This is a genomic window from Bradyrhizobium sp. LCT2, from assembly GCF_009931255.1.
GTDB classification, from domain to species: Bacteria; Pseudomonadota; Alphaproteobacteria; order Rhizobiales; family Xanthobacteraceae; genus Bradyrhizobium; species Bradyrhizobium diazoefficiens.
This window is the reverse complement of the sequence record NZ_CP034432.1, coordinates 9,102,984-9,117,571: the sequence shown is the minus strand read 5'-3', so window position 1 is coordinate 9,117,571 and position 14,588 is coordinate 9,102,984. Positions and strand designations below refer to the sequence as shown.

The window sequence follows — 14,588 nt, the reverse complement described above, 5'->3', positions numbered from 1 at the left end:
CGCATCCCCTGAGGTCGCGAGGAGGATCGGCGCCCACCCGCGCCTAAATGGCGGAACCGACCATGGCGATTATATGGAAACCGCTATGACGACCGCATGAAGCTGGTCCGAAGCTCGCGCGCAATCAGGAATTAGATTGATTCTATTGAGTTTTTCTGGCCCTCGATTTTGCACATATCCACAGCCCCTCATTTCCGGTGGAAGTGCTGAAGCGCCTGGGGCGAAACTGCCGCGTGCCACGCCCGTAATTGCCAGGTGCCTTATTACGTCCGGATTCTCTCAATGATCGTGATGACAGTCGTGACGGCGCTGGTTCTGCTGGCGCTGGTCACGCAGGCCGGAATCGTCGCCGTGCAACGCGCCTTTCCGCCGCAGGGGCGGATGATCGAGGTCGATGGCGCGACGCTTCACGTCGTCGACATCGGCCCGCGCGATTCAGGCCTGCCGGTCGTGATGCTGCACGGCGCGAGCTCCAATCTCGAAGCAATGCGACGCCCGCTCGGCGATCTCCTGGCAAAAGACCATCGCGTCGTCCTGATCGACCGTCCCGGCCATGGCTGGAGCACGCGCGCGCGGCGGCAGGATTCGACGCCGCAGATCCAGGCACGGATGATCGACGAGGCGCTTCGTAAGCTCGGAATCGATCGTGCGGTGTTCGTCGTGCATTCCTGGAGCGGGGCGCTCGGCGCGCGCCTCGCGCTCGATCATCCCGGCCGCGTCGCCGGCCTCGTGATGCTGGCGCCCGTCACGCATCCCTGGCGCGGCGGCGTCGGCCGCTACAACGAACTCATCGCAGCGCCCGTGATCGGCCCGTTGCTCGCCTACACCATCACGCTGCCGCTCGGGTATTTCGTCGCCGAGTCCGGCGCGCGCAATGTGTTCCTGCCGCAGACCATGCCCGATGGTTTCGTGCAGCACTCCGCGACGCCGCTGCTGCTGCGGCCGCGCGAGTTCATCGCCAATGCCTATGATCTGGCGACGTTGAAGGCGTCGGTGGCCGGGCAAGCCGCGCGCTATGGCGAAATATCGGCCCCGGTCACGATCATCGCCGGCGAGCCCGACAAGACGGTGAAGACCAATATCCACGCGCGCCCGTTCGCAGCTCAGGTGCCGAATGCAAAGCTGATCGTGCTGCCCGATCTCGGCCACATGGTGCAGAACGCCGTGCCGGATCTGGTGAAGACGGAGATCGAGACGATGATCGGGAAAATCGTGCCGGCGCAGGCGGCCGCCGACTGAAGCGTTTTCGAGCGAAGCGGATACCGGTTCGCGTGAAGAAAACGCGTCAAAACAAGAAGCCGGAGCTTCGGCTCTGCTTCAATCAGAACCGAAGCTCAGGCGACCGCCTCTCGCGCGCTTACTGCTTGATCTTCCCGTCCTTGTCGAACTGCGAGACAAAGGTCCAGAGATTGTTGATCTCGGTCTCGTTCTTGATGCCGGCGAACGCCATCTTGGTGCCGGGGATCTTGGCCTTGGGGTCCTTGATGTACTCCTTGAACGTGGCTTCGTCCCAGGTGATGCCGGAATTCTTGTTCGCATCCGAATAGCTGTAGTCCGGCGCAGTTCCCGACTTGCGGCCGTTGAGGCCGTTGAGCTCGGGGCCGACCTTGTTCTTGGCGCCTTCGCCGATCGCGTGGCAGGCCAGGCACTTATTGAACGACGTCTTGCCCGCGGCGGCGTCCTGCGCCATCGCTTTGGAAGACATGGCGGTGGACGCTGCGGCAGTCATGGCGAGGGCAACTAGCGCGCCGAAAGTCAGTTTTGTCATAAGGGTGCTCTTCGTCTCTTCCCGGGTCAGATGGAGGGTCGTGGTTTTGGCAGGTCCAGGGCAAGTGGACAAGCCGCGAATCCTTGACAGGTTTCCTGATAGCAGACTTGCCCCAGAGAGAACTTGCGCTGCAACAATGCAATGCGACCTTCGGAGGACCTACCCAAAGACGGCAAGACATGATTGATTTGCCGGGACAATTTCCTCCGTCGGACGAAGGCTTCGTAATATGGCCATCATGATGCCCGCAAGCGACCAGGCAGTGCTGGCGCGTCGCAGCGAGATCGTCGCCGCCTTGCGCGCAATCGTATCAGGCGAAGGCGTGATCGACAGCGCCGCCGAGATGCGGGCCTATGAATCCGACGGGCTGACCGCCTATCGCCAGCCGCCGATGGTCGTGGTGCTGCCCGATACGACCGAGCAGGTCTCGCTCGTCCTGAAATATTGTGCCAGGCAGGGCATCAAGGTGGTGCCGCGCGGCTCCGGCACCTCGCTGTCCGGCGGCGCGCTGCCGCTCGAAGACGGCGTGCTGCTCGGGCTCGGCAAGTTCAAGCGCATCCGCGAGATCGATTTCGACAACCGCGTCGTCGTCACCGAGCCCGGTGTCACCAATCTCGCCATCAGCCAGGCGGTTGCGCATGCCGGCTTCTATTACGCGCCCGATCCGTCCTCGCAGATCGCCTGCTCGATCGGCGGCAATGTCGCGGAGAATTCCGGCGGCGTGCACTGCCTCAAATACGGCATGACCACCAACAACGTGCTGGGCTGCGAGATCGTGCTGATGAGCGGCGAGATCCTGCGGATCGGCGGCAAGGGGTGCGAGAACGCCGGCTACGACCTGATGGGCGTCATCACCGGCTCCGAAGGTCTGCTCGGCGTCATCACCGAGATCACGGTGCGCATCCTGCAAAAGCCGGAGACGGCGCGCGCGCTGATGGTCGGCTTCGCGGAGGTCGAAGCGGCCGGCGAATGCGTGGCACGCATCATCGGCGCCGGCATCATTCCCGGCGGCATGGAGATGATGGACAAGCCCGCGATCCACGCCGCGGAAGCCTTCGTCCATGCCGGCTATCCGCTCGACGTCGAGGCGCTGCTCATCATCGAGCTCGACGGTCCCAAGATCGAGGTCGACGAGCTGATCACGCGCGTCGAGACCATCGCCAATGCCTGCGGCTCGACCACCTGCCAGATCTCGACCTCGGAGGCCGAGCGCAACCTGTTCTGGGCGGGCCGGAAAGCCGCGTTTCCGGCCGTCGGCCGCATCTCGCCCGACTATCTCTGCATGGACGGCACCATCCCGCGCGGTGCGTTGCCGAAGGCGCTGGCGCGCATCCGCGAGCTATCGGAAAAATACCAGCTCGGCTGCGCCAATGTGTTCCACGCCGGCGACGGCAATTTGCACCCGCTGATCCTCTACGATGCCAACAAGCCCGGCGAGATCGAGCGGGCCGAGGCCTTCGGAGCCGACATCCTGCGCGCCTGTGTCGAGTTCGGCGGGGTGCTCACCGGCGAGCACGGCGTCGGCATCGAGAAGCGCGATCTGATGCCGGAGATGTTCAGCGAGATCGACCTCAACCAGCAGCAGCGGCTGAAATGCGCCTTCGACGCGCAGGGCCTGCTCAACCCCGGAAAAGTGTTTCCGACCCTGCACCGCTGCGCCGAGCTCGGCCGCATGCACGTGCACGCGGGCAAGCTGGCGTTTCCGGACATTCCGCGGTTCTAGGCGCTCGCGCGGAGGGAAGGGGCTTGCGATGCAAACCCCTTCCCTCCGAAACGCTTACAGCAGCCCGTATTGCGCCCGCTCGCGCTTCGCCAGTAGCGGCAGGGCTTCGCCGGCGATGTACGTCTTGAAGTGCCCGCTCTCCTGGTGCGCCTTGAAAGCGGCCTCGTCGCGGAACAGCTCGTAGAACAGGAACTGGGCCGGATTCTCCCTGGCGCGTGAGATCAGGAACAGCTTGACGCCGTCCTCGCGCTGCGCCTCGGGCAGGAAGCGGTCGAGGACCGCGGCGACCTTGTCGGCCTCGCCGGGCTTGGCCTCCCATTGCGCGACGACGAGCAGGCCGCCGCCGTCGACGGCGTCGCTGAGGGATTTCTGCGTGGCATAGTGGTTCATGGTCTTTCCTCCTTGCTGCTGGGCTTGAGATGACGACGTCTACGGCGAGAGATAGATCGCCAGGACGGCACCGAAGGCGGTGATCACCGACCTGCGGCTGAATGTTTCGTGGACGCGCGGCGCCGGCCGCGCATATGTCGATCGCTCCATGTGTGTCTCCGTCGGTTGGGCTCGATCGCGATCGGCGCAAGCTTGTAGCGATGGCCTGTCGGCTTTGGTTCGCCGGTGATCGAAGTGTCGATGTCGTGAACGCTTCGATCTTTATCGAACCGTTGTCGTCGGATGTCGCGGAGCCGGCCTGATGGAGTTTCGTCGCACGCCGCACTGGCATTGCACGGGCGGGTGGTCGCCGCGTCACGCTGCATTTGATTTTGGCGGCGAATTTCGCTACCGCCTTTTCCCGTGGATACGCTCAAGGTCAGAGACGCCAAAGACGTCGAAGAGGTGGTGCGCGCGGCGATTGCCAACGAGCAGCCGCTCGAGATCATCGGTCATGGCAGCAAGCGCAGCATTGGCCACGCGATGGCGACCAACGCCGTGCTCGACGTCTCCGCGCTCAATGCCGTCACCTCCTACGAGCCCAACGAGCTGATCGTGACGCTTGAGGCCGGTGCGCCGCTGGCCGACGTGCTGTCGCTGATCGATGCCAAGAACCAGCAATTCGCCTTTGAGCCGATGAATACCGCGCCGCTGCTCGGCACGCCCGTATCAGGCACCATCGGCGGCATGATCGCGGCGGGCCTCGCCGGCCCGCGGCGCATCAGGGCGGGCGGGGCGCGCGACCACCTGCTCGGGGCGCACGCCGTCTCCGGTTTCGGCGACAGCTTCAAGACCGGTGGCAAGGTGGTGAAGAACGTCACCGGCTACGACCTCTGCAAGCTTCTGGCCGGTTCCTGGGGCACGCTGTCGGTGATGACCGAGGTCACGCTGAAGGTGATGCCGAAGCCGGAGGCCGAGCGGACGCTGCTGCTGCGCGGGCTCGACGATGCCGCCGCCAACAAGGCGATGACCGCGGCGCTCGGCTCGCCCTTCGACGTGTCCGGCGCCGCCCACCTGCCGAAATCCGCGTTCCGGGCGAAGATCGACGGGCTCGGCGACATCGCGGGCCAGGGCGAAGCGCTGACCGTGCTGCGGCTCGAAGGCATTACCGCTTCAGCCGCCCACCGCGCCGGTTCGCTGCGCGAATTGCTGGCGCCGTTCGGAACCGCGGCCCTGGTCGAGGACGCATCGTCGGCGGCACTGTGGGCGACCGTCCGCGATGTCCTGCCGTTCGCGGCCGGCGGCGCGCTGGGCGCCTGGCCGGTGTGGCGGATCGTCTGTCCGCCGGCGTCAGGTGCGGCGCTCGGGACCCAGCTGGCGCGCGAGACCGGCGGCGACGTGATTTACGACTGGGGCGGCGGATTGATCTGGGCCGCACTGCCGCCGAAGGGCGACGCGCATGAACCGGCCGTGCGCGCGCGTGCGAATGCGGTCGGCGGGCATGCCATGCTGATCCGGGCGGCAGAGGATGTCAGGCGCGACGTCGATGTGTTCCATCCGCAAGCGCCAGGCATCGCCGCCCTGAGCGAGCGGGTACGGGCCGGTTTCGATCCGAAGTCCATTCTCAACCGGGGACGGCTGACGCGGGGCGCTGCGGCATGAAGACCGAATTCTCACTCGCGCAGCTTGCCGATCCCGATATCGCGGAGGCCGACAAGATCCTGCGCGCCTGCGTCCATTGCGGCTTCTGCACTGCAACCTGTCCGACCTATGTGCTGCTCGGCGACGAGCTCGATAGCCCGCGCGGCCGCATCTATCTGATCAAGGAGATGCTGGAGAAGGACCAGGCGCCGACGGCCGAGGTGGTCAAGCATGTCGACCGCTGCCTGTCGTGCCTGGCCTGCATGACGACCTGCCCCTCCGGGGTGAACTACATGCACCTCGTTGACCAGGCCCGGGTCAGGATCGAGCAACGCTATCAGCGGCCACTCACCGAGCGGCTGCTGCGCCAGGTGCTGGCCTTCGTCCTGCCGGATCCGCAGCGCTTCCGCGCCAGCATGTGGCTGGCGCGGCTGGCCCGTCCGCTCGCCGTATTCCTGCCGACGCCGCGGCCCTCGGCGACACCGGGCCTGGTCCAGCGCCTCAAGGCGATGCTGGCGCTGGCCCCGAACCGGCTGCCGTCGCCCGGCCCCCTCCCGGGCAGCGTGTTCGCGGCGCTCGGCAAGAAGCGCGGCCGGGTCGCGCTGCTCCAGGGCTGCGCGCAGCAGGTGCTGGCGCCGCGCATCAACCAGGCTGCCATCAGTCTTCTCACCCGCCACGGCATCGAGGTCGTCCTGGTCAGGGACGAGCAATGCTGCGGCGCGCTGACCCATCACCTCGGCAACGACCACGATGCGCTGGCGCGGGCTCGCGCCAATATCGCGGCATGGCGGGCGGAAGCGGCCGGCGAGGGGCTCGACGCCATCCTGGTGACGGCGTCCGGCTGCGGCACCGTGATCAAGGACTACGGCTATCTGCTGCGCGAGGACGCTGCGTTCGCGGCCGATGCGGCGAAGGTGTCCGCGCTTGCCAAGGACATCACCGAATATGTTGCCGGCCTCGATCTCGCGACCACTGCGATAGGCGACAACATCGTCGTCGCCTATCACTCCGCCTGTTCGTTGCAGCACGGGCAGAAAATCACGGGCCTTCCGAAAGAATTGCTTTCCAAGAATGGATTCGTGGTGAAAGATGTGCCCGAGAGCCATTTGTGTTGCGGTTCGGCGGGGACCTACAACATTCTCCAACCCGAGCTTGCGGGCCGGTTGCGTGATCGCAAGGTCGCCAACATCGCGAGCGTCAAGCCGGACATGATTGCCGCGGGCAATATCGGCTGCATGGTGCAGATTGCCAGTGGCACGTCAGTTCCGGTCGTACACACGATTGAGCTTCTCGATTGGGCTACGGGCGGGTCGCGGCCGGCATTGAACGCGTCGAGCTGAGCTTTCGTCCGGAGGTGACGGCGGAAAGACGTCCGATCGACCATTGTTCGGCGGCAACAGGAGGACCACGATGGCGAAAGCGAAAAAGAAAAAAAGCAAGAAGGCAAAAAAGGCCAAGAAGGCTGTAGCGGCGAAGAAGGCGACGAAGAAGGCAGCCAAGAAGTCAGCGAAGAAATCTGCCAAGAAGGCCGCTAAGAAGGCCGCACCGAAGAAGTCGGCCAAGAAGGCTGCGAAGAAGGCTGCGAAGAAGGCTGCACCGAAGAAGGCCGCCAAGAAGGTTGCGAAGAAGGCGGCACCGAAGAAGGCGAAGGCAGCTCCCGCGCCGAAGCCGTCAGCGCCGGTGGCAGCTCCGGCTCCCGAGCCTGTCGCCGAGACAAGCTGGGCGATGCCTTCGTCTTCTGCGGAACCGACGCCGGCCGAGGGGCAAGGTTAGGCCTAAGGTCAGGCCCGCGGTCAGGCTAGGGGCTGGGCCAGGGCTGGCTTCAACCCAACGACCACGATCGACAGCAGGAGGGCCGCGGCGGCGACGCTGCGGCCTTTCTGCATCGCGGCTGTGGCTGCCGGAGGCCGCCATTCCCCGGCGCCAGCCCGATTCGTAGCGCGCGGAGCACGGTACTAACCCCGTCCTCCAGTGCCCTTTGGAGGGCAAATAATGTGATCGAGAAGCCACACAGGCAGACAACCTTTCGTGAAATCGTCAGAACGCCTAAAAAGTCAGCAGATGCCCGCGTTTTTTGCTTCACGGTTCACATCCTCCGATCCAGATTGCCGCAGTCATGAATTTTTGATGTTGGGTCGTACGCCCCGGGGGGCTTCCGGGAAACCGACTGAGTGAGAACTGGTGATGGGGATCGAAATGAAAAAAGTGGCTTTGTTGGCAACGGCGCTGGCAATGGTGACGACGGGTTCGGCTTTCGCGGCGGATATGGCGGTGAAGGCCAAGAAGGCCCCGCCGGTCGCTGCCTTCGACCCCTGGGACATCGCCTTCGGCGGTGCGCTCGTCAGCGATTACATCTTTCGCGGCGTGACCCAGTCGAACCACCAGCCGTCGGTCGCCGCTTATTTCGAGCCGCGCTACAACGTCACCAAGGACCTCCAGCTTTACGCCGGTGTGTCCGCGGAGAGCATCTCCTTCGCCAACCGCGCTGCGGCTGAAGTCGACGTCTACGGCGGTATCCGCCCGACCTTCGGCGCCTTTGCCTTCGACTTCGGTATCTGGGGCTACCTGTATCCGGGCGGAAGCTGCGCCGACAACGTGCTTACGGGCGGCGTTCCCGGCGGCAACGTCTGCGCCGTCAGCACCACCACGATCTTCCTCGCCGACGGCAACGTCATGAAGAAGAACGTCAGCTTCTTCGAAGGCTATGCCAAGCTGAACTACACCATCAACGACAACTGGGCCGTCGGCGTGAACGAGTACTACTCGCCGAACTTCCTGAACTCGGGTGCCTGGGGCAACTACGCGTCGGTGACTGCCAAGTACACCGCGCCCAGCACCGTCTTCGGTCCCTCGGGCGTCGGCATGTATGTGTCGGGTGAGTTCGGCCGCCAGTGGTTCGGCACCTCGGACGCCTTCTACGGCACCGGCGCCGGCACCGTTTTCGCCAACGGTATTCCCTACAAGGACTACAACACCTGGAACGTCGGCATCGGCTTCACCTACAAGGTGTTCACGCTGGATCTGCGTTACTCCGACACCGACCTGAACAAGGGTGATTGCAACGCCTTCACCAGCGCCTTCAATGCCACCGGCACCACCAACGTCACCCCGATCAACCCGAGCGGCGCTGGCTCCAACTGGTGCGGCGCGGCCGGCATCGCCAAGCTGTCGTTCGACCTGACGGCGATGACCAACCTGAAGTAAGTTTCTTCCCGAAACGACTTGCTGAGGGCGGCAGAGCAATCTGCCGCCCTTTTGCTTTTTGCGGCCTGGAGCGCTGCGATCGTGCCGGGCCTTCATGGTTTTCTAGGCGATGCGAAGCATCGTCCGGGAGGCGCGCCGCAGGGCGGCGCTCCTCACCATGAGGATCTGGGACTTTGCGGCGAAGTCCGACCTCATCCTGAGGGCCCGCCAAAGGCGGGCGTCTCGAAGGATGGGCCGCAAGGAAAGGCCCTTATCGGGGTCCTTCGACTACGATAGCGATCGTCTTGCGCCTCAGCGCGCCACGGTCGATTCCGCCTGGACCGGCTCCCCGCTCTTGCCGAGGACGTGGATCTGGCCGTCCTTCACCATCGTCACCTTGCGGGTATGGAAAGCATCGAGGGTCGAGCGATGGCCGATCGAGACGATGGCGGCTTGCGGCAGCCTCTCCGTCAGCAGCCGGTACAGCCGGGCCTCGGACGGCTCGTCTAGCGAGGCGGTGGCCTCGTCCAGGAACAGATAGTCCGGCGCATGCAGCAGCGCGCGGGCGAGACCCAGACGCTGCTGCTCGCCGAGCGACAGCATCCGGTTCCAGTGCCCGTCCTCGTCGAGCCGCTCGGCGAGGTCGGGCAATCCGACCGCGATCAGCGCGTCCCGGACGCGCGCGGCGTCGAATGTATCAGGCGCTGCGGGATAGACCACGGCATCGCGCAGAACCCCGACGGGGAAATAGGGGCGCTGCGGCAGCATCATCAGCTTCGCCCTTTCGGGGACGACGATGGTGCCGGTGCCGAACGGCCAGATGCCGGCGATGGCCCGGAACAGGGTCGACTTGCCGGAGCCGGACGGCCCCGTCACCAGCACGCGCTCCGGCACCTGGATGGCGAAGGCGCCGGCGGCGACCAGCGGCGTGCCGTTGGGCAGGTTCACGCAGAGCTGCTCGAGGCCGATATTGCGGTCGCCGCCGGCGGCCTCGATGGCGATCGCCGGCTCATGTGCCGGCAGGTTCGCGGCTGAATCGACCGACATCTCGAAGCCATCGAGACGCGCGACGATCGAGCGCCATTCCGCGAGCGATCGGTAAGCCGTGACGAAGAACGACAACGCGCCTTGTACGCTGGAAAAGGCCGATGCGGTCTGCATCATGTCGCCGAGCTGGATCTTCTTGGCGAAGAAGGCCGGTGCCACCAGCACATAGGGAAAGATCACGGCGGCCTGCTGGTAGCTCGCGGTGAACGCGGTGAGGCGCTTGGTCCGGCTCATGATGGCGTACCAGTTGCCGATCACAAGGCCGAAGCGACCCAGGAGCCGGCCGCGTTCGGCCCCTTCACCCTTGAGCAGCGCGATCTGCTCGGAATTCTCGCGGACGCGGACGAGGTGGAAGCGGAAGTCGGCCTCATAGCGCTGCTGCTCGAAATTGAGGTTGACCAGCGGAGCGCCGATCCAGTGCGTCAGCGCGGTGCCGAAGATCGCGTAGACCAGCGCGCCCCAGCAAAGATAGCCCGGGATCATGAGGTCGGTGCCGAACAGGTGCAGCGGCGCGGCGTTGGAGAGACCCCAGAGGATGATCACGAAGGAGAACAGCGTCACGATCGACGAGAGCAGGCCGAGCCCGATCGTCAGGGTCTGCTCGACGAAGTTCTTGACGTCCTCGGTGATGCGCTGGTCCGGGTTGTCAGCCGCATCACCCTTGAGCTGCATGCGGTAATGCGTGGCCCCTTGCAGCCATTCGCCCAGATAGTGCCGGGTCAGCCATTGCCGCCAGCGGATCTGGAGCCATTGGTTCAAGTACAGCTTGTAGACCGCCAGCGCGATAAACATCGAGGCGAGGGCGACGAAAATCCAGATCTGCGTGACGAACGCGTCCCAGTCGCTCGCCTGCAGTGCGCTGTAGAACCGGTTCTGCCACTGGTTCACGAGCACGTCGATCGCGACCAGCGCCAGCTCCATCGCGATCACGGCGGCGAGCAGGCCGCGGCCGACCCATTTGTCCTCGGATCGGAAATAGGGGACGGCGATTCGCCAGACGATCGCGAGCGTGGCGCTGATGTTCTTCACAGAGCTCTGTCTCCTGAGGGGATGTGCACAAATGCCTGGAGCCAAATGGCTGAGGCAACGGCCGAAATGGGCGCGCTTAGACTAAAGTCGCAAGTTCTGCAATTTGCGTTGGCTTGTCGGCGCTTGCAACCCTAGCATGGGGTTTAACGGCGCGGGTGGGGGCCTTCGGGACTTCGCGAGCTTGTGAGCGGACGGGAACCGCCGCATTCGCGAGGAATTCGCGTCCAGCTCGGGGGTTATCGCTTCCAGCGTCAAGCAGGTTCGGCTGTCCACGCGGGCCGCCTGCGGCACACATGCGTGGGGGAGGAAGACCATGTGGAATCAAATCTATGATCCGCTGCACAACCCTGTGCTGTCGACGATCGCCGCGGCGGTACCCGTCGTCACGCTGCTGGTCCTGATCGCGAGCGGCCGCGTCCAGGCGCATATCGCGGCCATCATCGCCGTGATCGTAGCCAACCTGATCACGATATTCGTCTTCACCATGCCGGTGAACATGTCGATCCGCGCCTCGATCCTCGGCGTCGTGACCGGCTTCTTCCCGATCGGCTGGATCGTTCTCAACGTCATCTTCCTCTACCAGGTGACGGTGACCACCGGACGCTTCGAATTGCTCAAGCGCGCGGTCGGCGGCGTCACCGAGGACCGGCGGCTGCAATTGCTGCTGATCGCGTTCTCGTTCGGCGCCTTCTTCGAGGGCGCCTCCGGCTTCGGCACGCCGGTTGCGATCACCGGCGCGGTGCTGATCGGCCTCGGCTTCTCGCCGCTCGCCGCTTCCGGCCTGTCGCTGATCGCCAACACCGCGCCGGTCGCCTATGGCGCGCTGGGCACGCCGATCCAGGGCCTTGCCTCGGTCACCGGGCTCGATCCCTACATCCTCGGCGCGATGGTCGGACGGCAATTGCCGTTCTTCTCGCTGATCGTGCCGTTCTGGGTGGTGTGGGCGTTCGCGGGCTGGAAGGGCATGAAGGACGTTTGGCCGGCGATCCTCGTCACCGGCGTGTCGTTCGCGGTCCCGCAATTCGTGATCTCGAACTTCATCAATCCGTGGATCGTCGACATCGGCGCCTCGCTGATCTCGATGGGCGCGCTGATCCTGTTCCTGAAGGTGTGGCAGCCCAGGCAGCTCTGGCTGTCGCCGGCGCTGCGCGGCCGCGACGAATCGGCCTCCACCATGGCCGCCGCAAAGCCGCTGGACAAGACACCGCTGACGCAAAGCGAACTCTTCAGCGCGCTGTTGCCATGGATCATGGTCTGCATCGTGATGCTGGTCTGGGGCAATGGCGGCTTCAAGACCTGGGCGAACTCGATCTTCACCTGGAACTATCCCGTTCCCGAGTTGCACCAGATGATCAACAAGATGCCGCCGGTCGCGCCAGGGCCGACCAAGGAGAGCGCGGTGTTCGGCTTCACCTACCTGTCCTTCACCGGTACGGGCATGCTGATCGCGGCGATCATCTCCGGCTTCCTGATGGGCGTCGGTCCCGGCAAGCTCGTGACCGAGTACGCCCGCACCATCCGGCTGTGCGCGATCTCGCTGATCACGATCTCGGCGATGCTCGCGATCGGCACGCTGACGCGCCTGTCCGGCGTCGATGCGACGCTCGGTCTCGCCTTCGCCGCAACCGGCGTGCTCTATCCCTTCTTCGGTACGCTGCTCGGCTGGCTCGGCGTGGCGCTGACGGGATCGGACACCGCCTCCAACGTGCTGTTCGGAAACTTGCAGAAGATCACTTCCGAGCAGCTCGGCCTGTCGCCGATCCTGATGGGCGCGGCGAACTCCTCCGGCGGCGTGATGGGCAAGATGATCGACGCGCAATCGATCGTCGTCGCCTCCACCGCCACCAACTGGTACGGCCATGAAGGCACGATCCTGCGCTTCGTGTTCTGGCACTCGATCGTGCTGGCCTGTCTCGTCGGTGTGCTCGTGACGTTGCAGGCCTATGTCTGGCCGTTCACGGCGATGGTGTTGAAGTAACAGGCTCCACTTCGACGCAAATCCCCGCGGGGTTCACCCCCGCGGGGATTTTTGCGTCCGTCATGGGCGAACCTTCTCAATGGCGCCGCCGTCTTATAGAAGGTGCGGCAAATCAGGTCGCTCGAGAGGTCTCATGGTTTGGCTCAGGCATATGGTGTGTGCGACGGTTGCAGTGCTTGCGATGTCCACTGTCGCGCGTGCGGAGGATGGTTTTCCCTTCGGCACCGAACTGACGCTGGAGGCGTCGCCGCAGCCGGGCTCGAAGCGGATTCCGAACATCGAGATTGGAGACAATGGCGAGGTCGTGCTGGAGCTCTGGTGCAAGGGCGGCAAGGGCCAGTTCTCGGTCGCCGGCAACACCGTGATCTTCGTCCCCGGCCAGATCCAGGACCGGTCCTGCCCGCCGGCAAAGGCCCAGGCCGACGACGATCTCGTCGCAGCGCTCGGCAGCGTCGAGACCTGGAAGCGCCAGGGCGATGTGCTGACGCTCCTCGGCCCCAAGCCGCTGCGCTTCCGCGCGAACGGCAATTAGCCTCGCTGTCATACCCCGCGACCCGGCTACGCCAAGGCTTCGCCGGGGTTGAGGTGGTGTCTCCGTCTACTTCCACACCGACTTGTCGGCGTCCCAGCGCTGGCCCTTCAATTCCTTTGCGAGCGCCTCGACCGAGCCGTTGTCGTCGGGCTGGTCGCCCTCCTCGTCGGCCGAAGCTTCGTCCGAGAGATTGAGCTTGGCGCCGCTGCTCTCGTCGGCGGTCGTGGTGGCGGGGCTGCCGATCCAGAGCATGAGCTTGTCGGTCGTGCCGGGCTTGTCCGGCGAGATGAGCCCTGCGACCTCGATCGTGTCGGTCAGATCGAGCGTCGGGAAATCCTGGTTCGGCCGCTTGAAGACCAGCTTGAGCTTGCCGGTGGCCGGGTTGAAGTTTTGCGAGACCGGCTTTGCCGCGAGCGTCCGGCTCAGCACGCCCGCCACGGCGGCTGCGAGCTTGTCGCGGTTGATCTTGTCGCCGTCGCGCCAGTCGGCCGCGGCGAAGCGGATGGTGCGGTCCATCTCGGTCATGCCCGCGGTCCAGCCCGCGGCGACGACGCCGGGCATCGCCTTGAATTTTGCCAGCAGCGCGCCGGCGCGCTCCGGGTCGACCGACATGTTGATGGTCTGCTCGCCGGCGCGCAACGCGTCGCAGCCGACGGTGAGGCTCGCCAGCGTCACCTCGACCTCCTGGCCCTTCAGGCTCTTCAGGAACTCGGTCGCCGCATCCAGCTTGACCTTGACCGCGATCGCCTCCGGCGAGACGTCGGTGAAGTCCTTCGGCTGCGGCGTGATACCGTCGTCGGAGGTCTGGTTGTCCAGAAACTCCTTCTCGCTGAGATCGGAATTGTCGGGCGAGGTGACCTCGGTTACGGCCTGGCCGATTCCAATCTGGCCGCGGAATTCGAAAGTGTCTCCGGTCGGCTTGCGCAGCAGCTTGACGGTGACGGGCGCCTTCGCGCCGAGGCTCTGCGTCGTGCCGGTCAGCGTCTGGCCGGCGACCTGGAGATTGACGACGAAGCGATCCTTGCGGTCGGAATTTTTCGCGACCGGATAACAGACGTCGAGCACGGCGGCCGTGACCGTCTTGCCCTGGCGCGTCTCCTTCAGGATCACGTCGGCATTGCCGTCCATCAGCCCGTCGATCGAGGTGAAATAGCGCGTCTCGGGGCCGCCCGGCACCGTCGCCTTTGGCGACAGCTTCATCTGGGCGGATGCGACCTCCGGCGAAACAGCAAGCAGAGCCGCCACAAGGGCCGTGGAGCAAACCAGAAGCGCGCGCATCGATAAAATCCTCGAGCAAGGGAGCATGATCCGGAAAAGT

General features: G+C 64.8%; 12 protein-coding genes. 8 read left to right on the top strand and 4 right to left on the bottom strand.

Features of this window, described 5'->3' with window-relative positions; translation table 11 throughout:
- Positions 1–282 precede the first annotated feature (282 nt).
- On the top strand, positions 283–1,239 hold the full coding sequence (locus tag EI171_RS43030; protein ID WP_161536756.1) for an alpha/beta fold hydrolase: 957 nt from the start codon (positions 283–285) through the stop codon (positions 1,237–1,239).
- Positions 1,240–1,357: 118 nt separating this feature from the next.
- Here the strand turns inward: EI171_RS43030 and cycA are convergent, their stop codons facing one another.
- Positions 1,358–1,768, bottom strand: coding sequence for a cytochrome c-550 CycA (gene cycA / locus EI171_RS43025; RefSeq protein WP_011090276.1), 411 nt, complete (start codon positions 1,766–1,768; stop codon positions 1,358–1,360).
- A gap of 229 nt (positions 1,769–1,997) precedes the next feature.
- On the opposite strand from cycA, the gene EI171_RS43020 reads away from it, so the two are divergent.
- Positions 1,998–3,491: an FAD-linked oxidase C-terminal domain-containing protein gene (locus EI171_RS43020; RefSeq protein WP_028174604.1), complete on the top strand. Its 1,494-nt coding sequence runs from the start codon at positions 1,998–2,000 to the stop codon at positions 3,489–3,491.
- A gap of 54 nt (positions 3,492–3,545) precedes the next feature.
- Here EI171_RS43020 and EI171_RS43015 read toward each other — a convergent pair whose 3' ends face one another.
- Positions 3,546–3,881 carry a putative quinol monooxygenase gene (locus tag EI171_RS43015; protein ID WP_161536755.1) on the bottom strand — a complete coding sequence of 112 codons (336 nt, stop codon included), beginning with the start codon at positions 3,879–3,881 and terminating at the stop codon, positions 3,546–3,548.
- Between the two features lie 402 nt (positions 3,882–4,283).
- Here EI171_RS43015 and EI171_RS43010 point away from each other — a divergent pair, with 402 nt between their 5' ends.
- From EI171_RS43010 to EI171_RS42995, 4 genes are all read left to right on the top strand, one after another.
- Positions 4,284–5,522 (top strand): FAD-binding protein, encoded by a 1,239-nt coding sequence (locus tag EI171_RS43010; RefSeq protein WP_028174606.1) that lies wholly within the window; start codon positions 4,284–4,286, stop codon positions 5,520–5,522.
- Positions 5,519–6,841, top strand: coding sequence for a glycolate oxidase subunit GlcF (gene glcF / locus EI171_RS43005; protein ID WP_161536754.1), 1,323 nt, complete (start codon positions 5,519–5,521; stop codon positions 6,839–6,841). The genes EI171_RS43010 and glcF overlap by 4 nt, the downstream gene beginning before the upstream one ends.
- A 70-nt stretch (positions 6,842–6,911) precedes the next feature.
- Positions 6,912–7,274 (top strand): histone, encoded by a 363-nt coding sequence (locus tag EI171_RS43000; RefSeq protein ID WP_161536753.1) that lies wholly within the window; start codon positions 6,912–6,914, stop codon positions 7,272–7,274.
- A gap of 423 nt (positions 7,275–7,697) precedes the next feature.
- The gene (locus EI171_RS42995; RefSeq protein WP_028174608.1) at positions 7,698–8,705 is read left to right on the top strand and encodes a TorF family putative porin; all 1,008 of its coding nucleotides are present in this window, start codon (positions 7,698–7,700) and stop codon (positions 8,703–8,705) included.
- A 291-nt stretch (positions 8,706–8,996) separates the two neighbouring features.
- On the opposite strand, the gene EI171_RS42990 is transcribed toward EI171_RS42995, so the two are convergent.
- Positions 8,997–10,760, bottom strand: coding sequence for an ABC transporter ATP-binding protein/permease (locus tag EI171_RS42990; protein WP_161536752.1), 1,764 nt, complete (start codon positions 10,758–10,760; stop codon positions 8,997–8,999).
- 313 nt (positions 10,761–11,073) lie between these two features.
- Here EI171_RS42990 and EI171_RS42985 point away from each other — a divergent pair, with 313 nt between their 5' ends.
- A complete protein-coding gene (locus EI171_RS42985) occupies positions 11,074–12,738 on the top strand; it encodes an L-lactate permease (protein WP_011090268.1) in 1,665 nt (554 codons plus the stop codon).
- Between the two features lie 133 nt (positions 12,739–12,871).
- Positions 12,872–13,270, top strand: a complete 399-nt coding sequence (locus EI171_RS42980; protein WP_161536751.1) for an META domain-containing protein — start codon at positions 12,872–12,874, stop codon at positions 13,268–13,270.
- Positions 13,271–13,336: 66 nt separating this feature from the next.
- On the opposite strand, the gene EI171_RS42975 is transcribed toward EI171_RS42980, so the two are convergent.
- Positions 13,337–14,548, bottom strand: coding sequence for a hypothetical protein (locus EI171_RS42975; RefSeq protein ID WP_161536750.1), 1,212 nt, complete (start codon positions 14,546–14,548; stop codon positions 13,337–13,339).
- Positions 14,549–14,588 lie beyond the last annotated feature (40 nt).

Bases quoted from the DNA above. Each gene is read 5' to 3' on its own strand.
- EI171_RS43030 (WP_161536756.1), top strand. From the start codon at position 283: ATGATCGTGATGACAGTCGTGACGGCGCTGGTTCTGCTGGCGCTGGTC.
- cycA (WP_011090276.1), bottom strand. From the start codon at position 1,768: ATGACAAAACTGACTTTCGGCGCGCTAGTTGCCCTCGCCATGACTGCC.
- EI171_RS43020 (WP_028174604.1), top strand. From the start codon at position 1,998: ATGGCCATCATGATGCCCGCAAGCGACCAGGCAGTGCTGGCGCGTCGC.
- EI171_RS43015 (WP_161536755.1), bottom strand. From the start codon at position 3,881: ATGAACCACTATGCCACGCAGAAATCCCTCAGCGACGCCGTCGACGGC.
- glcF (WP_161536754.1), top strand. From the start codon at position 5,519: ATGAAGACCGAATTCTCACTCGCGCAGCTTGCCGATCCCGATATCGCG.
- EI171_RS43000 (WP_161536753.1), top strand. From the start codon at position 6,912: ATGGCGAAAGCGAAAAAGAAAAAAAGCAAGAAGGCAAAAAAGGCCAAG.
- EI171_RS42995 (WP_028174608.1), top strand. From the start codon at position 7,698: ATGAAAAAAGTGGCTTTGTTGGCAACGGCGCTGGCAATGGTGACGACG.
- EI171_RS42985 (WP_011090268.1), top strand. From the start codon at position 11,074: ATGTGGAATCAAATCTATGATCCGCTGCACAACCCTGTGCTGTCGACG.
- EI171_RS42980 (WP_161536751.1), top strand. From the start codon at position 12,872: ATGGTTTGGCTCAGGCATATGGTGTGTGCGACGGTTGCAGTGCTTGCG.
- EI171_RS42975 (WP_161536750.1), bottom strand. From the start codon at position 14,548: ATGCGCGCGCTTCTGGTTTGCTCCACGGCCCTTGTGGCGGCTCTGCTT.